A 22880-nucleotide genomic window follows, 5' to 3' on the forward strand; every position below is an offset into this window, starting at 1 on the left:
GCTGGCAGGGCCGCCTCAGTGCGTCGTGTCGCCGCTGTCGGGGCTGCTGTCCGGGCCGCTTCTCTGCGAGCCCCAGCGGCCCGTCCTCGCCCGGGCGGCGGCCGAGGGGATCGCGGCCCGCGCGTGGCTCCGCGCCGCGATGTGCTCCCGGATGACGCGGGCCACGGACGCGACCTGGGGAGGCTCCATCATCGTGAAATGGTTGCCGGGGACCTGGTGCATGGCGAACGGGCCGCGGGTGAGGTTCATCCAGTAGCCGACGTCGTCGGACTCCGCCTCGAGCTGCTCGCGCGCGCGCACGAACAGGACGCTGGCCTGCGTCGGGCGCGGCTCGTAGAGCGTCATGGCGCGCCAGGTGCTGAGCACGATGGCGCGGAACGGCGTGTCCTCCTGGAGCGCCGCGACGAAGCCCTCGTACGCCTTGGGCGCCGTCTCCTGGAGCGCGCTCATCTGCTGGACCATGTCCTCGGCGCCCTCGATCGACCTGCGCCGCGCGGACGCGAGGGATCCGGTGTCCAGCAGGAGGAGCTGCGCCTTCTGCCCTTCCGCGAGGAGCTGCTGCGCCATCTCGTAGACGATCACGCCGCCGGCCGAGTGACCGCCCAGGAGGTACGGGCCCTCCGGCTGGACGGCGCGCAGCTCCTGAATGTACCGCGCGGCCATGGCGGGGATCTCGGTGAAGACGGGCTCGTCGGGCTCCATCCCCGACGCCCGGATCCCATAGATGGGCAGCTCGGCGCCCATCTGCCGCGCCAGCTCGCGGTAGATGTAGATCGTGCCGCCGATGGGCTGCACGAGGAACAGCGGCGCCCTCCGGCGCGCCCCGACCTGGAGCGGGACAAGGAGCCGGCCGCCCCCGCGATCCGACGCCACGGCGCTCGCGCTCCTGCAGGTGGGCGGGGCGCTCAGCGGCGCGGGCGCGCTGGGGGGCTGGCTGCCGCGGATGTGCTCGGCGAGCGCCGCGACGGTGCGGAGCTCCAGCAGCACGTGCACCGGTAGCTCGACCTTCAGCCGCTCCTTGATCTGGGCCCGCACCTGGAGGGCGCTCAAGGAGCTCCCGCCGAGGTCGAAGAAGTTGTCGTGCGGCCGCACCCTGACCACGCCGAGCACCTTCCTGAAGATGTCCGCGAGCGCGCGCGCCACGTGATCGGCGGGCGCTCCGTCCCTCTCTTCGTAGGTCGCGCCGACCCGCTGGGACACAGGCGCCGGGGCCGGCGGAGCGTCGCGGCTGTCGAGCGCCGACGAGGGCGCCGCCCTGGACGCGGGCGCCGGGCGCGAGGCGCCGATCACGTACGGCGTGCGCTCGAACGGGTAGGTGGGCAGCGGGACGCGACGGCGCCGCTCGTCCCGGCAGAACGCCGCCCAGTCGACGTCGGCGCCGGCGCACCAGAGCTGGCCGACGGCGGCGAGCAGCGCCTCCAGGTCCGTCCGATCGGAGCCCGAGCTCGCCAGGGTCGTGAGGACGAGCCGCCCCTCGCCGGCGTCGGGGTGCCGGCTCGTCAACGCGGCCAGGGTTCGCCCGGGCCCCACCTCGACGAAGACGTGGTCCGGGTCGACGAGCAGCGCCGCGATCCCTCGCTCGAAGCGGACGGTCCCCCGGAGGTGCCGCGCCCAGTACGACGGATCCTGCGCATCGGCGTCCGTCATCCAGGTGCCGGTGAGGTTCGAGAGCATCGGGATGCGCGGCGCCCGCCGCTCGAGGGAGGCCGCCAGCCGGGTCAAGCGGTCCGCGAGGGGGCCGACGAGCGAGGAGTGCGCCGCGATGGCGACCGGAAGGCGCCGGGTCTCGTGGCCCTCGAGCGCGAGCTCCCGCTCGAGGCGATCGATCGCCGAGGCCATGCCGGAGACGACGCACGCCTCCGGGCCGTTGACGGCGGCCAGCGAGAGGCCGTCGCCGAGGCGAGCGAGCAGCGCGTCCTCGGAGAGGTGCACGACGAGCGTGGCCGTGTCCTCGGGCAGCAGCTCGTACAGGCGCCCGCGCGCCGCGATGAGCTTCACCGCGGCCTCGAGCGACAGCACGCCCGCGACGCAGGCCGCCGTGTACTCGCCAAGGCTGTGCCCGCTGACCGCCGCGGGGCGGATGCCCCACGAAAGGAGCAGCTGCGCCGTCGCGTACTCGGTCGAGAAGATGGCCGCCAGGTTCGCGCAGGGGGCGCGCAGCCGCTCGGCCGCGCGCTCCCGCTCCTCGGGGTCAGGGAAGAGCAGCGCCCGGATGTCCATGGACAGCTCGCGCTCGAACAGCGCCGCGCACCTGTCGATGCTCTCCCGGAAGACGCGCTCGCTCTCGTACGGCTCTCGCCCCATGTCCACCCGCTGGGTGCCCCCGCCGGGGAACAGGAACACGACCTTCGGCGAGCGGCCCTCGGCCACATCGCTGAAGGCGTGGGCGGGATCGCGCGCTCGCAGGTGGGAGGCCGCCGAGGCCAGGTCGCGGCAGACGACCGCTCGGCGATGCGCGAACGGCGCCCGGCCCTGCTGGAGCGTGAACGCGACGTCGGGGAGGGAGAGGTCCGCCGCGTGCCGCAGCCGCCCGGCCAGCCGATCCGTGGCCCGCTCGAGCGCGTCGTTCGTCCGCGCGGACAGGACCAGCAGCTGGCAGGCCCGCGATGGGCCGGACGGCTCCCGGGCGGGGGGCTCCTCCAGGACCACGTGGGCGTTCGTGCCCCCCATCCCGAACGCGCTCACGCCGGCGCGGCGCGGGATCGCTCCGCGCTTCCAGGCGAGCGGCGCGGAGTTGACGAAGAACGGGCTGCTCTCCAGGTGGAGCTCGGGGTTCGGGCGCCGGAAGTGGAGCGTGGGCGGGATCAGCTCGCGCTCGAGCGAGAGCGCGGCCTTGACGAGCCCGGTGACCCCGGCGGCGGCCCCGAGGTGCCCCAGGTTGCTCTTCACCGAGCCCAGCGCGCAGAACCCGACTTTGTCAGTGCCATTTCTGAAGGCGCGCGACAGGGCGGCGACCTCGATCGGATCGCCGAGCTTCGTGGCCGTGCCGTGGCCCTCGACGAAGCCGATGCTCTCCGGCTCCACCCCCGCGGCGGCGTGGGCCTTGAGGATCGCCTGCACCTGCCCTTCGAGCCCCGGCGCGGCGTAGCCGACCTTGCGCGAGCCGTCGTTGGTGATCGCGGATCCGAGGAGGACGGCGTGGATGTGATCGCCGTCGCTCAGCGCGTCCTCCAGCCGCTTGAGCACGACCACCGACACGCCGCTGCCGGCCACGGTCCCCTGCGCGTCGGCGTCGAACGGCCGGCAGTGTCCGTCCGGCGAGGCGAGCGAGCCCTCCTCGTGGACGTGACCGAGCCGCGTCAGCGGGAGGACCACGACGCCGCCCGCGAGGACCATGTCGCAGTCCTTCGCGGCGAGGCTCTGGCAGGCCATGTGGACCGCGACGAGCGACGTCGAGCACGCGCTCAGGACCGTCACCGCGGGCCCGCGGAGGCCCAGCTTGTACGCCACCCGGGTCGTGAGGCCGTCGGTGATGTTCCCGGTGAGGACCTGGTAATACTCGGCGCTCAGCGGCGCCTTGGGCACGCCGATGTGCTCGAGCCAGTACAGCGGGGCCTCGCTGCCGGCGAAGACGCCGACCGACTGCTTGCAGGAGAGCGGGTCGTAGCCGGCCCTCTCCATCGCTTCCCAGGCGCACTCGAGGAAGATCCGATGCTGCGGGTCCATCAGCGTCGCCTCGTTCGGGCTGTAGCCGAAGAACCGCGCGTCGAAGCACATCGCGTCGTCCAGCACGCCGCACGCCGGCACGAGGTTCGGCGCGCGGATGAGGTCCAGATCGACGCCCGAGGCCTCCAGCTCCTCGGGCGTGAAGAACCGGATGCCCTCGACGCCGTTGCGCAGGTTGAACCAGAGCGCGTCGATGTCGCGCGCCCTGGGGTAGCGTCCGGCCATCCCGATGATCGCGACGGCGTTCTCGGGCGCCCTCCTGCGCGCCGGCGCGGGGCCCGGGCGGCTCGAGGGCTGCGTCGGCGGCGCGGGCGCCTCGCTCTCGTCTGCCTCCGCGGCGGGTGGCGCCGCCCCGAGGTGCGCGGCCAGGCTGCGTATCGTCGGGTGCTGGAACAGCTCCACGATCGGCACGTCCCGGCCGAGGCGCGCCTGGATCGCGGCGCGGACCTGCACGAGCAGGAGCGAGTGGCCGCCGAGCTCGAAGAACCGGTCGTCGAGCCCCACGCGGTCGAGGTCGAGCACCTTGCGCCAGATCTCGCTGAGGACCGCCTCGAGGTCCGAGGCCGGCGCGGCGACCTTCGGCGCGGCGCTCGGCGCCGGGCGCTCCGGCGCGGGCAGCGCCCGCCGGTCGACCTTCCCGCTCGCGTTGAGCGGCAGCGCGTCGAGCTTCACGAAGGCCGTCGGGACCATGTACTCGGGCAGCTTCGCGGCGAGGAACGCCCGCAGCGCCGGGACGAGGGCGCGCGCCTGCCTGGCGCGGACCGGGTCGTTCGTGAGCGGCGCGCGCGCCTGCTCCTCGGCGACGCGCGCGGCGCGCGCCTCGCGCCAGGCGCGCGGCCTGCGCGGGTCCCCGTCGCGCTCGAAGAGGGCGTCCATGCGCCCCGGCGCCCCGTCGCGCGACCACGTGACGCGGATCGTGTAGCCCAGCCTGCCGCCGAGCTCCCAGAGCGCCTCCGGGTCGATCGCGGCGCCCGGGAGCGCGCCGCCCGCCGCGAGGACGTCGTCCTTGGTCCCGCTCGCCGCGGCGAGCGCCGCCGCCGCGGCGAGGTCCGCGTGCACGCGCGCGTTCGGGATGCCCAGCACCTCCAGCGCCTCGGGGCGGTCGTCGCGCAGGGCTCGCTCGAGCTCCTCCAGGTCCGCCGAGGGCCAGCCCAGCGATCGGGTGATCACGACCGGCTCCGGCGCCTCGCCGACGAACAGCACGGCGTCGTAGCGGTAGCGGGTCATCTCGTCGGCGCCGCGGCCGCGCCTGAGCCAGATCTCGACGTGCGAGACGCCCGGGATCCGGCCGAGCAGGGCGTGGAAGTACCCGGGCGCCACGACGAGCTCCTCCTCGGCCGAGATCGCCCGCTCGACCCGGCTCCGCAGCGCCGCGGCCGGGGTGTCCGGCGACGCCCGGTGCAGCGCGACCGACGCGTGGAAGGCCTCGAGCAGCGGCAGGCTCCGCACGTCGCCCACGAAGACGTGCCCGCCGGGCGCGACAGCGCGCGCGGCGCCCTCGAGCACCGAGCGCAGGTAGTCGGCGCCGGGGAAGTACTGGACGATCGAGTTGAGGACGACCGCGTCGAAGCTATCGAGCGCGACGTCATCGAAGTCGCTGGCCTCGCGGCGCGCCAGCGTCACGTGCGCGTACGCGCTGCCCGCGAGCCGGGCCCGGAGCCGCGAGAGGGCCTGCTCGGAGATGTCCGTCCCGAGGTAGGCCTCGCAGCGGGGCGCCGCCTGCAGCAGCAAGAGGCCGGTCCCGCAGCCGATCTCCCAGACCCGCCTCGGCTGGAAGGACAGGATCCGGTCGACCGTGACGTCGCGCCATACGCGCATCTCCGCCGGATCGATCGGCGCGCCTGTGTAGCTGCTGCTCCAGCCCGCCGTGTCGAGATCCGGATCGGCGCCGGCGCTGTCCTTCGCGTACGTGTCGTCGTCATACAGCGCGCGCCAGGCCGAGACGTGGTCCGCGTCGAGACCCGCGTCACCTGCCGCGAGCCGCTCGCCGCGCAGGCCCGGGACGACGTAGGCGACGAGCTGCCTGTGGCCGGGGGTGTCCTCCCTGGCGAGGACGACGGCGTCGTCGACGCCGGGGTGCTGCCGGAGGGCGGCCTCGATCTCGCCGAGCTCGACGCGGAAGCCGCGGACCTTCACCTGATGGTCGAGCCTGCCGAGGAACTCGATATTGCCGTCGGGCAGCCAGCGGGCGAGGTCGCCGCTGCGGTACATGCGGGCGCCGGGCGCGTCGGCGAAGGGGTCGTCGAGGAAGCGGCCCTGGGTGAGGGCGGGGTCGCCGAGGTAGCCGCGGGCGAGGCTGTCCCCGCCGATGTAGAGCTCGCCGGGGACGCCGATCGGGACGGGCTGGCGCCGCGGGTCGAGGAGGTAGACGCGCACGTTGTCGATGGGCCGGCCGATGGGCGGCTCGCGCGCGGCGTCGTCGGGCGCGAGCCTGGGCAGCGCGCAGGAGGTGGTGCAGACGGTGGCCTCGGTGGGGCCGTAGTTGTTGACGACCTCGAAGGGGATGGCGCGGTGGGGCCAGAGCCGGAGCTTGTCGCCGCCGGTCGTCAGGGCGCGCAGGGCGCAGCGCGCGGGCCACTCCAGGCGCAGGAGCTCGTCCGTCATCGGCGTGGGGACATACGCGACGGTGATCTGCTGCTCCAGCAGCCACTGCTTGAGGTCCAGGGGCGAGCGGCGGACCGGATCGGGGGGGATGTGCAGGCACGCGCCGGAGCAGAGCGAAGGCCACACCTCCCAGACCGAGGCGTCGAAGCCCGGGCTCGCCACGAGCGTGGTCCGATCGGTGCCGGACAGGGCGAAGCGCTGCCTGTGCCAGGCCACGAGGTTGGTGAGCCCCCGGTGCTCCACGAGCACGCCTTTGGGGCGTCCCGTCGAGCCCGACGTGTAGATGACGTAGGCCAGGTCGGCGGGGCCCGCGCTCCTCGGCGGCGCCGAGCCGGGCAGCCCGGCGAGCGCCGCCCCGCCGGCGTCCAGGCGGATCACCGCGCCGCCGAACCCGGGGATGCGGTCTGCGAGGCGCGCCTCGGCGACGAGCACCGGCGCCCGGGAGTCGCTCAGCATGAACGCGAGCCGGTCCTGCGGAGAGTCCGGGTCGAGCGGGACGTACGCCCCGCCCGCCTTGAGGATCCCGACGATGCCGAGGAGCATCTCGAGCGACCGCTCCGCGCAGATCGCGACCGTCGTCTCCCGCCCCACCCCGGCCTCGCGCAGGCGGTGGGCGAGCTGGTTCGCCCGGCGATCGAGCTCGCCGTACGTCAGCGCGCCGCGGTCGGACACCGCGGCCGGGGCGCGCGGCGCCCGCGCCGCCTGCGCCTCGAACAGGTCGAGGACGCTCCGGTCCCTCGGGTGGTCCGCGGCGGTGTCGTTCATCTCGACAACGAGCCGGCGCTGCTCGGCGCGCGTGAGCATCGGCAGCGACGAGACGGGCAGCCCCGGCTCCGAGGCCGCGGTCCCGAGCATGGTCAGCAGGTGATCCGCCATGCGCTCGATGGTCGATCGCTCGAACAGATCGGCGCTGTACTCGAACATCGCCGCCACCCCGCCCTCGCTCTCCCAGGAATAGAGCGAGAGATCGAAGATCGTCTTCTTGGCGTCCGCCTCGATGGGACGGACCTCGACCCCGGCGAGCGCGAGATCGCGCTCCGCCGGCATCTGCGGGGCGAACGCGATCTGCACGATCGGGTTGTAGCTGGGGCTGCGCTCGGGCCGGAGCTCGTGCACGAGCACGTCGAAGGGCAGCGTGTCGTGCTCGTAGGCCTCCAGGCACACCTGCCGCACCCGGTGGAGCAGATCGTCGAAGCTCGGGTCGCCGGATAGATCGAGGCGCACGGGCACCGTGTTCACGAGGAAGCCCATGAGCGCCTCGAGATCCATGCGCGCCCGGTTGGCGCTCGGCATTCCGATCAGGATGTCGTCGTGGTGCGTGTAACGGTGCAGGAGCACGCTGAAAGCGGCCATGAGGACCATCGTCACCGTCATGCCGCGCCGGACGGCGAGCTCCCGGAGGGCCTCGATGAGCGGCGCCTCGATCCGGAAGGAGACGGCCCCGCCGCGCAGGCTCTGGACCGCCGGCCGCGGGCGATCGCTCGGGAGATCGAGCAGCGGCGGCGCGTGGAGGAGGCGCTCTTTCCACCAGGCGAGCAGCCCTGCGTGGGCGTCGTCCTTCACGTGCTCGCGTTGCCACGCCGCGAAATCGGCGTACTGGATCGCGAGCTCGGGCAGCGCGGCGGGGGCGCCCCGGCGGTGGCCGTCATAGAGCAGGGCGAGCTCCCGGAACGCGAGCTCCATGGACCAGCCGTCGGTCGCGATGTGATGGATGTGGAGCCAGAGGATATGGTCCTCCGGCCCGAGCTTCAGCAGGCAGGCGCGGAGCACGGGGCCGCGCGCCAGGTCGAAGAGGGCGCGCGCCTCCGCGTTGATGCGCTGGTGCGCCGCGACCTCTCGCTCTCCCTCGGCGAGGTGCTGGAGATCCACCACGTCGAGCTGCAGGGAGCTCTGCGGGGCGATGACCTGGACCGGACGCCCGTCGCGCTCCGCGTAGGTCGTCCGCAGGATCTCGTGCCGCTCCGCGAGCTCTCGGACGCCCCTGTCCAGCGCTCGGACGTCGACCTGCCCGCGCAGGCGGAACGGGAAGAGGCAGTTGTAGGCCCGGCTCTCGGGCGAGAGCCGCTGGAGGAACCAGAGGCGCTCCTGTCCGAAGGACAGAGGCAGCGGCCCGAGGCGCGGGACCTTCGTGATCGCGCGCTCGGCCCGCCGCGCCGCGCGCTGCCGCTCCAGGACGGGCGCGAGATCGACGATGGTCGGGTGGCGGAAGAGCTCCTCGAACCTGAGGTCCACCCCGAGCGCGCCGCGGACCCGGGAGAGCAGCCGCACCGCGTGGACCGAGCTGCCGCCCAGCTCGAAGAAGCTGTCGTGGATCCCCACGCGCTCTCGCCGCAGCACCTCCTGCCATATCCCGGCGAGCGACGCCTCGATCGGAGAGCGAGGCGCCGCGAAGCCCCGCGCGAGCTCGGTCCACGCGGCGGCGGGGGCAGGGAGCGCGGAGCGGTCGATCTTGCCGTTCGCCGTCACCGGCAGCGCGTCGAGCGCGACGAAGGTGGACGGCACCATGTACTCGGGTAGCCGGCCCTGGAGGTGAGCGCGGAGCGCCGCCGGCGACGCCTCCGCTCCTTGCGCGGAAGCTGCCTCACGGTTCCTCGCGACCACGTAGGCGACGAGGCGCTTGTCGTCGTGTCCGTCTTCCCTGGCGAGGACGACAGCGTCGTCGACGGCCGGGTGCTGCCGGAGGGCGGCCTCGATCTCGCCGAGCTCGAGGCGGAAGCCGCGCATCTTGACCTGGTGGTCGAGCCTGCCGAGGAACCCGATGTTGCCGTCGGGTAGCCAGCGGACGAGGTCGCCGGTCCGGTACATCCGTGCATCGGGCGACGCGGAGAAGGGGTCGGGGACGAAGCGGTCTCGGGTGAGATCCGGGTCGTGGAGATAGCCGCGGGCGAGGCCGTCGCCGGCGATGTGGAGCTCGCCGGCGACGCCGATCGGGACGGGCTGGCGCCGCGGGTCGAGGACGTAGACGCGCACGTTGTCGATGGGTCGGCCGATGGGCGGCTCGCGTGAGGCGCCGAGGTCTTCGGGGGCGGCGCTGGGGAGCGCGCAGGAGGTGGTGACGACGGTGGCCTCGGTGGGGCCGTAGTTGTTGACGACCTCGAAGGGGATGGCGCGGTGAGGCCAGAGTCGGAGCCTGTCGCCTCCGGTCAGCAGGGAGCGCAGCGCGCAGCGCGCGGGCCACTCGAGGCGCAGCAGCTCCTCGGCGATGGGGGTGGGGACGAAGGAGACGGTGATGTGCTGATCGAGGAGCCACTGCTTGAGCTCCAGGGGCGAGCGGCGGAGGGGCTCGGAGGGGATGTGCAGGCAGGCCCCGGAGCAGAGCGGGGGCCACATCTCCCAGACCGAGGCGTCGAAGCCCGGGCTCGCCACGAGGGTGGTTCGATCCGCGCTGGACAGGGCGAACCGCCGCCTGTGCCAGGCCACCAGGTTGGTGAGCCCCCGGTGCTCCACGAGCACGCCTTTGGGGCGGCCCGTCGAGCCTGACGTGTAGATGAGATACGCCAGGTCGTCCGGCGCCTGGCCGGCAGCGGGAGGCACCTCGTGCGCGGGCTCGCGATCGAGCGTCGCCCGATCCGCGTCGAGGCGAACGACGTCGAGCCTGTGGCCCGGCACGCGGCCGACGAGGCGCTCGCTGGTCAGGAGCACCGACACCTTCGCGTCCTCCACCATGAACGCGAGCCGATCCGGGGGATAGGCCGGGTCGAGCGCGACATACGCGCCACCCGCCTTGAGCACGCCGAGCGCGGCCACGATCATGTCCGGCGAGCGCTCCAGGCAGACGCCGACGAGCACGTCTGGCCCGACGCCGCTCTTCCTGAGGAGGTGGGCGATCTGGTTGCTCCGCCGATCCAGCTCGGCATACGTGAGGCGCTCGCCTTCGAACGCCACCGCGACGGCGGAGGGGGCGCGGCGCGCCTGCGCCGCGATCTGCTCGTCGACCCGCTCGCGCGGCCGGGAGTGTGATGCGCCGCAGCTCCACTCGACGAGGAGCTGCCGCCGCGCGTCGGCCGACAGGAGAGGCAGCTCCGAGATCCGCCGGTCAGGGTCCTCCGCGGCGCCGCCGAGCAGCGCTTCCCAGTGGTCGAGCAGCCTGGCCGCCGTCGCGTGCTCGAAGAGATCGCGGCGGTAATCGAGCCTCGCGACGACCCCTGCGGCGGCGTCGTGGATGCTCGCCACGAGATCGTAGCCGACGTAGGGCAGGTCGAGGTCCGCTCGGGTCAGCGTGAGGAGCGGCCCTTCGCACGGCGGAGGGCTGGGTGTCCGCGCCTCGAAGAGGGCCTGGACGATCGGCGTGCGGCCCGGGTCGCGCGGCGCCGCGAGCCTCTCCAGCAGCGCCCTGGCGGGAACCTCGCTGTTCGCTCTGCCCTCCTCGATGGATCGGTGTACCTGGCGCAGCAGCTCTCGGAACGAGGGCGCTGCGCCGAACCTGCCCCGCACGATCACCGGGCCGCCGAAGAGGCCGATGAGCCCCTGAACGTCCGGCGGTTCGCGTCCAGGCGAGGGCACGCCGATCAGGACGTCCTCCTGGCCGGTGATCCGGTGCAGGACAGCCAGCATCCCCGCGAGCAGCGCCGTGAACAGGCCCGCTCCTTGATCCCGGGCCGCTGCTTCGAGCCGCTGTAGGAGCTCTCGATCGAGCGCGCGCTCGGCTGATCCTCCGGCGAAGGTCTGCGCGGCGGGCCGCGGCAGGTCCGTCGGAAGATCGAGGGCAGTCGGCGCGCCGGCGAGCTCTCGCGCCCAGTGGTCGAGCCGCGCGTCGAGGCGTTCGCCCGCGGCGCGGCCGAGCTGCCGCCGCACGTGGTCCTGGTAGCGCATGGGCAGCGCCGGAGGCGTCATGGAATGGTAGAGGGCGAAGAGCTCCGAGAAGAACAGACCCACGCTGAAGGCGCCGTCGCAGATGAGGCCGTGCATGGACAGCGCGACCAGGTGGCGGCGCGGGCGCGCTCGGATGAGCGCCACCCGCCAGAGCGGGGCGCGCTCATGATCGATGGTACGAGCGACCTCCTCGCGGGCGGCCGCGAGCGCCTCCTCGTCCGAGGTGGTCTGTCGGTCCGCGGCGAGGTCCACCTCCCGGAGGTCGATTGCCACCGTGGGTGAGACGACCTGCGCGGCCTCTCCCTCGCGCTCGACGAAGGAGGTCCTCAGCGGCTCGTGGCGCGCCGCGATCGCCTCGACGGCGCGGATCAGCCTCTGCACGTCGAGATCCCCGTCGAGCCAGGCCACGCCTCGTTCATGGATCACCGGCGTGGGGCCGTGGATCCGGGCAAGCAGCCACTTCGTCTCTTGCTCCAACGAAAGTGGCGCGTACGTCAGCTCAACCATTGCGCATGCCCTCCTGTCCGTCGATGTCAGGGCTCCCCTCTCTCTTCACGCTCGAGCGTTCGGAGCGGGCCCTCGCGCTGCGTTCACGCGCGCCGCGTGCGCGGTGCCATGCAGCTTGTCAACCACTCCATCCCTCCCCGCGCGCGGGCTGTCGGCTCAGCGATGCCCTCGGCGCTCGGGCGTTTCCCCTCCCGAACGCGCGATCCATCCCGAGCGCGCAGCTGGTGTACGCCTGCGACGAGTCCAGGGCGCGAGGTCTCGACGTCTATGCCTCCCCCGGCAAGACGATTTATTAGTTTGCAGAATTAATAATGATCTTTGGTTTTGGACTTGCCAAGCGGAATCATGAAAATCGTTCGACCGATGAGCGGCGGGCTCACTTCGATCCTCTCCGCGCTAGTTCACGCGCGCCGCGCGCCGCGCGCTGCCCGGCGCCGCGCCGGCAGAGGGTCGGGTCTGGCGATGAGTATTCAGCACATCCGCGGCTTGGTGGTTTGCCTTCCGCGAATGGACCACAAGGGCAGGCGCTACTTCGTGGGAGGGTCGGTGAAGAGCAGGCCAGTCGCCGCCGTGAGCTTCTCCAGGATTGCGGGCCCGAAGCGCTCGGCGAAGCGCGCCCTGTCCTCGGGGGCGATGGCGATGTCGCCGGGCTCGTCCTCGTGCTCGTCCGTGATGATGGCGAGGAGCAGCGCTGGCTCCTGGCCGACGTTCTCGAACTGCCGGTAGACGCCCACGGGGACGTCGATCATATCGAACGGCTCGAGCGTCGTCTCGTCCGTGCCGCCCTCGTTCCATCGCAGCGCGAAGCGGCCCTTGAGGCACAGGAATACCTCCCGCGAGCGATGGTGTACGTGCAGCAGAACTTTATCGCCGGGCCGGCAGCTGACGATGCCCACGCTCATGCCCTTGGGGCCGGCGATCGCCGGCTCCATCCCCTCGCCGACGCCCTGCGCCGCGTGCGCCATCAGGAGATACATGGGAGGGTTCACGGCGTCGAACGCCTCTTGTGGGATGCTGGCGTCGACGGTGTGATTCATGTGAGCCCGGAGCTCGCCGAACCGCGCGATGCGCGAGCGCATCTGCTCCGGGGTAATCCTCAGCGTCTTCATGATAGACCCCCTTGTCTTCTGCGTCCGAGCTACTGGCGTACTCGGCGCGACTCTTCGCCAAGGTACCGCGGATTATGGCGGTGCGCTCGATGAACGACTGCTTGGATGCTGCTTTATTGCTCAGCCTTGTCGCAGGTAAGCAGTGCGTTGGCCAAGTAATGGGCAATACTGGGCCGGTATAGTAGTGTGGCCACGGAAGGCCGACATCACGCCGAAACAGGGAGCATCGAGGCGCGATGCTGCCGAGGCGCGGAGAGCCGCGCCGCGGGGCCGATACGGCCGCGGCGCGCGGCGGTCATGTCTTTATATCGACAGCGAATTCCAGGCACGGCCATTTCCACCGTGCCGGATTGGACGCGCCACGGCGCGCCGCGGCGCGCCGCGCGTTCATCAATAGCGCGCGCGCGCGCGTCAGCCCCTCACTCCAGCACCACGAACTTCAGATACCGCCCCTCCCACCACGCCGGCAGCGTCGGGTGGTCCTCCGGCTGCCCGTGGATCGCCCGGATCCGCAGGTCGTCCCGCTCCAGCGTGGCGTCGTCCAGCGTCGCCAGGAAGTCTTCCGCCGTGATGTGGCTCGAGCACGACGCCGCGCACAAGATGCCGCCCCGATCCAGCACGCGCGCGACCGCCGTGTGCAGCCGCCGGTAGGCGCCGAGCGCGCGCGGCTTGGCGCGCTCGCTCGGCGCGAAGCTCGGCGGGTCGCAGATGACGAGATCGTACCGGTCGCCGCGCGCGCGGGCCTTCTCGAGGAAGTCGAACGCGTCCGCCGTCACGAACTCGTGGGCCGCCGGATCCACGCCGTTCTCGCGGAAGGTGCGCTGCGCCGACGCGTGGGCGGCCGACGCCGAGTCGACGGAGGTGACCCGGCCCGCGCCGCCGAGCGCCGCGGCCACCGAGAAGCCCCCCGCATAGCTGAACAGGTTCAGCACGCGCCGGCGCCCTGCCGCGAGCGCGCGCACGCGGGCGCGGTTGTCGCGCTGGTCGAGGAACGCCCCCGTCTTCTGGCCGCGCGCGAGATCGACCTCCATCGCGACCCCCGTCTCCCTCACGAAGAGGCGATCCGGCAGCGGCGGCCCGTGCAGGTGCGCGAGCTTCTTCCCGTCGGCGTCCTCGCCCGCCGCCGACGCGCGCGCGCGCAGGCCGATCGAGCGCACGCCGCGGGCGCCCAGCGCGCGCGCGAGGTGCGGGAGCAGGCGATCGAGCCAGGGCGCCAGCATGTCGCCGTCGAGGCGGATCACCGCGGCGCGCTCGTACCGATCGATGACGAGCGACGGCACCCGGTCCCCCTCGCCGTTGCACAGCCGGTAGGCCGTCGTGTCGCGGCCGGCGAACCAGCCGTCGCGCAGGGCGAAGGCGCGCTCGAGCCGCTCCGCGATGGCCCGCTCGTCGAGCGGCGGCGCCTGCGTGCGCTGGAAGACGCGGACGGCGATCGCCGAGTCCGCGTCCCAGAGCCCTCGCCCGAGGAACGGCGCCCCCTCGGCCGACAGCTCGACGACGTCGCCCGACGCCGCGGCGCCCCCGCGATGCGCGCGCTCTCCGCGCTTGCCGTCGCCGCGCTCTCCGCGCTTGCCGTCGCCGCGCTCTCCGCGCTTGCCGTCGCCGCGCTTGCTCCCGTGCCCGCCGCCGTCCGCGATGCCGTCTCGGTAGACCCATGGGTGGCCGCGGCGGACGGCGGCCGCGGCCGTCGCGGTGAGATGGACCCGCATCGACCCCGCCTAGCACGGTAAGCTCGCAGCGTGCTGCACCGAGTTCGTTCGTCCGGATGGGCCTGCCTCGGGGGGATCGCGCTTGCCGTCGCGGCAGGCTGCACGCAGGACCACGGCGTCCTCGGCCGGGATCCGTCGGGCGGGGCGAGCACCTCCGGCGCCGGCGGCGGTCCGGCGGCGACCACGAGCGGCGCGACGACGACCTCGGGCGCGGGCGGCGGCGAGGTCGAGCCGCCGGGGCCGACGAAGCTGACGGTGGTGAACGGCGTCGGCGATCACGACGCGGTCCGCTTCTGCTTCCTCGCGTACCCCGACGGGACCGGCGCCGGCGTCGACCCCTGGCCGAGCGCCGCCGCGGGCCTCCCGTTCGCCCGGGCGCAGGCGGTCGAGCCGCTCGGCTCGGCGATCCCCGAGGGGACGAGCCTGCGCGCGCACGTGATCGCCGGCGACCTCCGCGCGACGGAGGGGCTCGACTGCGCGGAGATCCTCGCGCTCGCCGCGGAGAGCGCGGCCCCGATCGTGGCCGCGGGGCTCCCCGTGCTGCCGGCGCCCGTGTTCGCCGAGGAGAAGAGCCTCCTCCTGGTCGCTACCGGATGCCTCGGCGGCGAGGGGCACACCCACGCCAGCGAGAAGGAAGGCTGCGGCGACGCCTACACGATCGACACGCCGACCGCCGGGCTCGTCGCGGTCGCCATGTCGCGGCGGACGAGGTTCGACAGGGTGAGCCTGCAGATCGCGCACGCGAGCGCGGCGACGCCGGTGGTCCATGTGGAGCTGACGCCCGGGCGCGGGGGCGCGACAGGGGCGACGCTGGCGCAGGACCTCTCGTACGGCGCGATCGCCCCGTTCCCGCCGTCCACCGGCTTCTCGGTGGGCGACCTCGGCGCGCTGGAGGAGGTCACGATCGAGACCCGCGATCCCATCGAGGGGGCGGTGACGTCGTCGGTGCCGATGCGCGAGATCCTGGCGAGCAGCGACGTGCCGGCGGCGGACATCGGGGACGGTCTCGGGTTCGTGCTTGTGGCCGTCGGGGCTGCTCCGGGGGCGGAGCAGGGCGGGTTCTGGCACCCCCTGACGTACTCGCTCGTGCGGGCGAATCCCTGAGCTCGTCCCCGAATCATCCCATCCCCGGCGAGCTTCCGGTGTTCACCGTCTCTCGTCGGACGGAACGACAACGCCTCGCCCGGCAGCGCGCCGTGGACTCTCCTTGATTCCGCCTCGGGCATCAAGGCTCCATCGAGCGGTTCGCAATGCCACGCTGCTGCCGTGTGGTGCCGTGTTGTCCAGTATTTGCGCAAGACCCTGATTGCTTCTGTACGGCCGATTCGAGTGTGTCCGGCGTGTCTGTCGAGCTTGCGGCGCACGTTGTCTTATCGGAGGATGAGGGGTCTGCCCCCTCGGCCTCAGGCGCCTCCCTCTCTCCTCGCGGGTCTGCGCTTCGCAGGCCTCCCCACGGCTCTGCCTGGCTCTTCGCCAAGGGGCGTCGCGCCCAGGGAAGATGTGAAAAGACGTGAAAAGACGCGAGTCGCTCGACGACGGGAGCGCCCTGTACGGATGACATCACGGGAGGATCACCCGCCGTGACGATCGGATGAATCTCCAGTATAACGCGAGTGCCGAAATTCCGAGGGGGGGAGGGAACATGGCGACACAGGTATTTGTCGGGGCGAGCTCCGCGGCGGATCCGAAAGAGGCTGCCTCAGAGGCCGTGGCGACGGCGCTCCGCGGGTCTTCCCGCACGGAGCATGTGGCGCGACCGGCGTTCGCCCTCGTCTTATCGACGGACCAGTACGACGCCGACGCGCTCGCCGCGGCCGTGACGAGCCAGCTGCCGGGCGTCCCCTGGGCGGGGTGCTGCACTGCAGGGGTCTTCGCCGGCAGCCGGCTGCTCCGGCAGGGGCTCGTGGTGGGGCTTGTCGCCTCGGAGACGGTGCGTGTCGGCGTCGGGGTCGCGCAGCCGGTGAGCCAGGACGGGCGGCGCGCCGGCGTGCTGGCCGCCTCGCGCGCCCTCGAGGCGTTCCCGTCGTCCGTCGCTCCCGGGTGGAGCCGCGCGCTCATCGTGCTGCCGGACGCGGTCACGGGCAACGGGGCCGACGTGGTGCGCGGCGCTGTCGAGGTCGGCGGGACGGGCGTCGTCTGGGCCGGCGGCGGCGCGGGCGACAACCTCCGCTTCGTGCGCACCGCGCAGTTCGCGGGGGGCAGGGCCTACTCGGACAGCGTTGTCGTTGTCGCGATCGACTCGCCGGCGCGCATGGCGACCGGCATCCGCCACGGCTTCCGGCCGTATGGCCCGCCCACGATGGTCACCCGCGCCGAGGGCACGGTCCTCGCCGAGCTCGAGTACGAGGGCGCCTTCTCGGTCTACCAGCGCACCGCGCGCGCGAGGGGGCATCAGGTGAACATCGACGGCTTCGCCACGTTCGCCATGACCCACCCGCTCGGCATCCCGCAGGCCGACGGCGAGCACGTCATCCGCGACCCGCTGCGCGTCGTCTCGCCGGGGGGGCTCTACTGCGTCGGCGAGGTCCCGGACGGGTGCCTCATCCGCGTCATGGAGGGCGACCCCATCGGCCTCGTCGGCGCCGCGCGCGAGGCCGCGACCACGGCGCGCGACGCGGTGGCCGGGCCCATCGCCGGCGCGTTCGTGTTCGACTGCATCTCGCGGTGCATGATGCTCGGCGAGACGGTGCGCGACGAGCTGACCACCTTCGAAAGCGAGCTCGGCGAGAGCGTCCCGGTGATGGGCTGTCTGACCTTTGGAGAAGTCGGCACGCTGGGCCGAGGAGTACCGCAGTTTCACAACAAGACCGCTGTCGTGCTCGCCCTGGGGGCCTGAGCGCCGGAGCGGTTGGAGCCCTGTCATGGCGAGCGGCGAAGAGCACGAGATCCAGGAGGAACGGCTGGCGCTCCTCAGCGTCCTCCAGGAGCTCACGGTCGCGGCGCTCGACCTCTTCGATCCGCACCAGTCGATGGCGGTCTTCCTGGAGCGGCTCGCCGAGCGTCTGAGCTGCATCGCCGTGCTCGTGCTCGTCGAGCCGGCCCCGCTCGCCCCGCGGCTCCTCGACGCCGCCGGCCTGTCGGCGAGCTCGCGCGCGCTGCCCATCCCGCCGCGCTCACCCGCCGCGGCGGGCGAGCCCACCGGCGGGGGCGCGGGCCTCTCCTTGCCCTACCCCGAGCTCGCGCGGCCCGGGCTCGTGACGTGGCACTTCTCGCTGGAGGGGCAGGGCGACAGCGGCGCATCCAGCCTCCTCCTCTGCTTCGAGAGCGAGCCCCCGTTCGCGCCTCGGTACCGGGGCATGATGCGCCGGCTCACGGCGACCTTCCGCACGGCGCTCGTGCACCGCCTGCTCTACGCCCGCATGCTCGAGAACGAGCGCGAGCGGGCGCGGAACCTCGCCGCCGCGGAGGCGGGGCGCGCGGCGGCGGAGGCGGCGCAGCGGCGCGCGGCGTTCCTCTCGGAGGCGAGCCGGCTGCTCTCGAGCTCGCTCAACTACGAGGCGACGCTGGTGCGCGTCGCGCGCCTGCCGGTCCCGTTCGTCGCGGACTGGTGCATGGTCGACATCATCGAGCGCGAGGCGATGCTCCGGCGCGCGGTCGTCGTCCACGCCGATCCCCAGAAGAGCGAGCTCGCGCGCCTCCTGCAGGGCCAGACGCCGATGGACTCGGTCCTCCCGTCCGGCGTCGCGCGCGTGCTGGAGACGGGCGAGGCGGCGCTCTGCGAGGTCGCGGGCGCGCCCCTCGCCCCGGAGAGCGAGCGCGGCTCGTACGACAGCGAGCCGCCGGTGTCGGCCAGCGAGGCGCTCCTCATGGAGCTCGGCCTCCGGCGTTACATCGCCGTGCCGCTCGTCACGCGCGGCACGATGCTCGGCGTGCTCACCATCGCGTCCGGCCGCGACGATCTGCTGTACGGCGTGGAGGACCGGGCGCTCGCCGAGGATCTCGGCCGGAGGGCCGCGCTGGCGATCGACAACGCGCGGCTGTACGAGAGCGCGCAGCGGGCGATCCGGGCCCGGGAGGAGCTCGTCGCGGTGGTGTCGCACGATCTCAAGAGCCCGCTCGCCACCATCGTCATGAACACGAGCCTTCTGCGCCGGAAGCTGCCGGGCGCGGACGAGGCCGTCGAGGTGCGGCGCCCCGTCGAGCGCATCCAGAAGGCGGCCGATCGCATGAACCGCCTCATCCGCGATCTGCTCGACTTGGCGAAGCTCGACGGCGGCCACATCTCGATCCAGCCGGTGCCCCACGACGTCGCCGGCCTGCTCGGCGACGCCATCGAGCTCCTGCGGGAGGAGGCGGCGGAGAAGTCGCTGCGCCTCGAGCAGAGCGTCGAGCTCGGCGTCGATCGGGCGCTCTGCGATCGCGAGCGGATCCTCCAGGTGATCGCCAACCTCGTCGGCAACGCGATCAAGTTCACGTCGGCCGGCGGCGAGGTCGCTATCCGGGCCGAGCCGTGGGGCCGGGAGGTGCGCCTCTCGGTGCGCGACACCGGCCCGGGCATCCCGGAGGACCAGCGGGCGCGGATCTTCGAGCGCTACTGGCAGGCGAAGGAGACGGCCCACAAGGGCACGGGGCTCGGCCTCTCGATCGCGAAGGCGCTCGTCGAGGTGCACGGCGGGCGCATCTGGGTCGAGAGCAAGGTGGGCGAGGGCAGCACGTTCTTCTTCACGCTGCCGATGGTGGAGGCCACGAGCGCGACCTCGGGAGTTGCGGCTGGCACGCGCCTCGGGGCCTGACGGCGGCATTCGGGGTTTGCCGTACATCGGTGTAATCACATCACCGAGGCAGATTGTCTCTTCGCTTTGCGCGTTGGCGGTCCGATCCGTTCATCGCTATACCTTGCCACGATGAAGGACGTCGGGGACGACAGGGGCGATGCGGCGCCGGCCGAGGCTCGATGGGGCGATGACGAGAGGGGGCTCGTGGAAGCCGCGCTGCGGCTGCTGGGCATCCGCAACCTCGTGCTCGCGATCCACGATCCGAGCTTTCCCTCGGACGACGCGGAGGACATCGGGCGCGGGTCCCCGTATACCGAGGGCGGGCGCCGATTCCTCCGGTTCGTCCGGGATCTCGGCTTCAACGGCGTTCAGCTGGGTCCGCAGGGGGAGACCTCCGCCGACAACGCATCTCCGTACGACGGCACCATCTTCTCGCGGAGCACGCTGTCGATCGCGCTCGCCCGGCTGGTCGAGGACGGCCCCTCTGGCGCGCTCCTCCGCCCCGAGTCGCTCCGGGAGATCGTCGCGGGGCGGCCTCCTGGCAGCGAGGCTCGCGCGCAGCACGGCCATGCCTACCGCGCGCAGCGCGCCGCGCTCCGCGAGGCGTACGCGTCGTTCGAGGGCCGGCGGAGGCGCGGCGAGCTCGGCGACCTTGGCGAGCTTGGCGACATCGAGCGCCGCCTGGACGCGTTCACGCGGCGGAACGCGGCGTGGCTCGAGAGGGACGGGCTCTACGGCCCCCTCTGCGCCGAGCACCGGAGCGGCTGGTTTCACGGCTGGTCCGGCGAGCCGGATCTGGACCGGCGCCTCTACGCGCCTGGCCCTGGCGAGGTGGTCGCGTGCGGGGAGCGCAGGAGAGCGCTCCTCGACCGGTACCGCGACGAGCTCCGCTTCCACGCCTTCTGCCAGCTCCTCGCGCACGAGCAGCACGCGGCGCTCCGGGCGGTGACGGCCGATCTCGGGCTCAAGCTCTACGGAGATCTGCAGATCGGTTACTCGCCTCAGGATGCCTGGGCCTATCAATCGGTCTTCCTCAGGGGCTATCTGATGGGGGCGCCGCCGAGCCGGACCAACCCGGAGGGCCAGGTGTGGAGCTATCCTGTCCTGGATCCCGCGCAGTACGCGGATGCGTCGTCCGGCGGGCTCGCGCTCGTCCGGGCGCGGATGGACAAGATGTTCGACGAGTTCGACGGGGTGCGCCTCGATCACCCGCACGGGCTCGTCTGCCCCTGGGTCTATGCCGCCGACGCCCCCGATCCGCTCCGCGCCGTCCAGGGAGGGGCGCGGCTCTTCTCGTCGCCCGACCTGCCGGAGCACCCGTTGCTCGCGCGGTACGCCATCGTCTCTCCTGGGCAGCTGAACCGCGCCGTGCCCCGGTACGCCGACGACTGGGTCACCTCGCTGTCCCCGGAGCAGGTCGGGCGCTACAGCGTCGTCTTCGACACGATCGCGCGCTGCGCGGAGGCCCGCGGGCGCGCCATCTCCGACGTCGTGTGCGAGGTCCTGAGCACGCTCCCGTTCCCGCTCGGGGCCGTCCTCGAGCGGCATGGGCTGGGGCGTTTCCGGGTCACGCAGAAGGCCGATCTCGACAACCCGAAGGACGTCTATCGCAGCGAGAACGCCGCGCCCGCCGATTGGATCATGGTGGGGACCCACGACACGCCGCCGCTCTGGAGGCTCCTCGACACCTGGGAGCGCGCCGCCGCGCTGGGGCGGCAGGCGGCGTACCTGGCGACGCGCCTCGCGCCCTCGCCGGCCGAGGAGGGCGCGATGGCGCGCGCGCTCGCGTCCGACCCCCGCGCGCTGGCGCAGGCCAAGCTCGCCGACCTCTTCGCCAGCCGGGCGTCGAACGTGATGGTCTTCTTCGCCGATCTGCTCGGGATGAAGGAGATCTACAACACGCCCGGGACGGTGGGCGACCACAACTGGTCTCTGCGGGTCCCCCGCGATTACGAGCGGTCCTATCTGGAGATGCGCGCGCGCGGCGCGGCCCTCGATCTCCCTCGCGTGCTCGCGCTCGCGCTGCGCGCGCGGGGGGGCGCGGAGTCGGAGGAGCGCGGGAACCTCGCCAGGCGGCTGGAGCGCCGCCCGGGCTAGCTCTCCTGTGGGAAGTTGCGCCGGATCAGCAGAACGACCGCCAAGGCCGCCAAGGCCGCCAAGAGAGAGCTCGATGGGGGGCCCTGACACTCTTCGGTCCTATTCCCCCGATTTCTTGGCGTCATGGCGGTTGGCTTTCGGTCTGATTTCCCACAGCCGTGCTACTTCGGGCTCCACACGGCCCACTTCCCCGACGTTGCCCATGTGTCGCTCGCATCCTTGAACGCGCCGATGAACGCGGCGCTCGAGTCGAAGAAGTCGCCCGGCGGCGCGACCGCGTCCTTGGTCAGGGACGTCGCGGGACCGAAGACCGGCGCGGACGGGTCGAAGCAGCCCGGGATACCGGGGTCCTCCTCCCGATTCTTCCGATCGGGCTCGCTCAGGAACGCGATCTCATCGAAGCCGCCGTCGTCGTCCTGGAGAATGCCTGTCCCGTCGCTCGTCTCGGCATAGGCGAAGTCATTCACCAGATTGGAGAAGATCGAGCTCGATATGTTCTGCTCGTGGTCCGGGTCGCGCACGTCGAGGCCCGACTCGAAGCCCGTGACGATCGTGTTGAAGATGTTCGCCTTCGTCGACCGGCGGAGGAGGATCCCGTACTGCTCCTTGCCCACGTCCACGCCTTTCCCGCAGAGCGTCGCGTTGTAGATCGTCGGCTCGCTCCGAGGCTCGAGCGCCGGCGTGAGCGCGAGCGGGTCGTTGTCCCCTTCGAACCCGTTCGTCTCCTCCGCGACGTCCGGGTCCTGCTGCGCCACGAGGAACTGGAGCTTTCCGCGATAGCCTTGATCCCAGTCGAAGGCGTCGTCGCCGCTGTACTGGCAGGCGAGGTGCTTTGCGTTCACGGTGCCCCCGAAGAACTCGAAGCAGTCGTCGGACACGTGCCTCACCTGGACGAAATCGACGATCGTCCCCCTGCCGACCCCGCCGAAGGTGAGCCCATTGATCTCGTTGTTCGGCGCGAGCTTCACGCCGGAGTACTCGATGCGCACGTATTTGAGCGTGCCGCTCGAGTCGTTCTCGTCGATGCCCCCGTATTGTCCGTTGTTCGTCAATCCCTCGATCTGGCCCGGGCTGCGTGCGCCGTTCGCGTCCACGTGGTTGGTCGGCGCGTTGCCGAGGAGGATGACGCCGCCCCAATCGCCTGCCATGCGATCCTTCGGGGGCTTGCTGCTCGTGAACACGATGGGCTCATCCCTGGTGCCCACGGCGATGAGCTTGGAGCCCGGGTGCACCACGAGGGCGGCGGGGACTTGCGGGTTCGTCTCGCCGAGGATGGTCGTGCCCTTCTCGATGGTCAGCGTCGCCCCGGCCGAGACGTTCACCTGCCCCTTGAGGATGTAATTCTTGTCACATTTGAGCGTGAAATCCTCCGTGATATCACCGGTGATCTCGACGGGCGGCTTGTCGGCAGCCGCGCACCCGATGGGCGGGTTGCCGCCCCCGCCGCCGGCTGAGCCGCTCGACGAGGGGACGCAGATGCTGTCCGTGAGGTTGCAGATGGCGCCGTCGAACTGCGCGCAGTCCGCGTCGGAACTGCATTGCACATCACGCTGCTCGATGATGAACGAGCACGCGAGGGCGCCCGTGGCGAGCGCGCCCATGGCGAGCGCGAGGGCGGCGGCAGGTGATGAGTCGACGAGGCTGCGCTTGCGGTTCATTGC

At 72.3% G+C, this 22880-nt stretch carries 8 protein-coding genes; 4 read left to right on the plus strand and 4 right to left on the minus strand.

The window, feature by feature from the left end; translation table 11 throughout:
* Positions 1 to 15 precede the first annotated feature (15 nt).
* The 3 genes from WMF19_RS01955 to WMF19_RS01965 all read right to left on the minus strand — a co-directional run bounded on the left by WMF19_RS01955 (position 16) and on the right by WMF19_RS01965 (position 14407).
* The gene (locus WMF19_RS01955; RefSeq protein WP_437897520.1) at positions 16 to 11589 is read right to left on the minus strand and encodes an amino acid adenylation domain-containing protein; all 11574 of its coding nucleotides are present in this window, start codon (positions 11587 to 11589) and stop codon (positions 16 to 18) included.
* Between the two features lie 527 nt (positions 11590 to 12116).
* On the minus strand, positions 12117 to 12698 hold the full coding sequence (locus WMF19_RS01960) for a cupin domain-containing protein (RefSeq protein ID WP_272097459.1): 582 nt from the start codon (positions 12696 to 12698) through the stop codon (positions 12117 to 12119).
* A 419-nt stretch (positions 12699 to 13117) separates the two neighbouring features.
* Entirely contained in the window at positions 13118 to 14407 is a 1290-nt protein-coding gene (locus WMF19_RS01965) for a class I SAM-dependent rRNA methyltransferase (RefSeq protein WP_437897521.1), read from the minus strand.
* Positions 14408 to 14437: 30 nt separating this feature from the next.
* Between WMF19_RS01965 and WMF19_RS01970 the strand changes: the two genes are divergently transcribed.
* The 4 genes from WMF19_RS01970 to WMF19_RS01985 all read left to right on the plus strand — a co-directional run bounded on the left by WMF19_RS01970 (position 14438) and on the right by WMF19_RS01985 (position 21219).
* Positions 14438 to 15511, plus strand: a complete 1074-nt coding sequence (locus tag WMF19_RS01970) for a hypothetical protein (RefSeq protein WP_437897522.1) — start codon at positions 14438 to 14440, stop codon at positions 15509 to 15511.
* Between the two features lie 538 nt (positions 15512 to 16049).
* The gene (locus WMF19_RS01975; RefSeq protein WP_437327218.1) at positions 16050 to 17243 is read left to right on the plus strand and encodes an FIST signal transduction protein; all 1194 of its coding nucleotides are present in this window, start codon (positions 16050 to 16052) and stop codon (positions 17241 to 17243) included.
* A 25-nt stretch (positions 17244 to 17268) separates the two neighbouring features.
* Positions 17269 to 19140, plus strand: coding sequence for a sensor histidine kinase (locus WMF19_RS01980; RefSeq protein ID WP_437897523.1), 1872 nt, complete (start codon positions 17269 to 17271; stop codon positions 19138 to 19140).
* 111 nt (positions 19141 to 19251) lie between these two features.
* A complete protein-coding gene (locus WMF19_RS01985; protein WP_437897524.1) occupies positions 19252 to 21219 on the plus strand; it encodes a 4-alpha-glucanotransferase in 1968 nt (655 codons plus the stop codon).
* Positions 21220 to 21380: 161 nt separating this feature from the next.
* Here the strand turns inward: WMF19_RS01985 and WMF19_RS01990 are convergent, their stop codons facing one another.
* Positions 21381 to 22877 (minus strand): hypothetical protein, encoded by a 1497-nt coding sequence (locus tag WMF19_RS01990; RefSeq protein WP_437897525.1) that lies wholly within the window; start codon positions 22875 to 22877, stop codon positions 21381 to 21383.
* Positions 22878 to 22880: the final 3 nt, after the last annotated feature.

This window comes from Sorangium sp. So ce124 (genome assembly GCF_051525235.1).
In the GTDB taxonomy this organism is placed as follows: Bacteria; Myxococcota_A; Polyangia; order Polyangiales; family Polyangiaceae; genus Sorangium; species Sorangium atrum.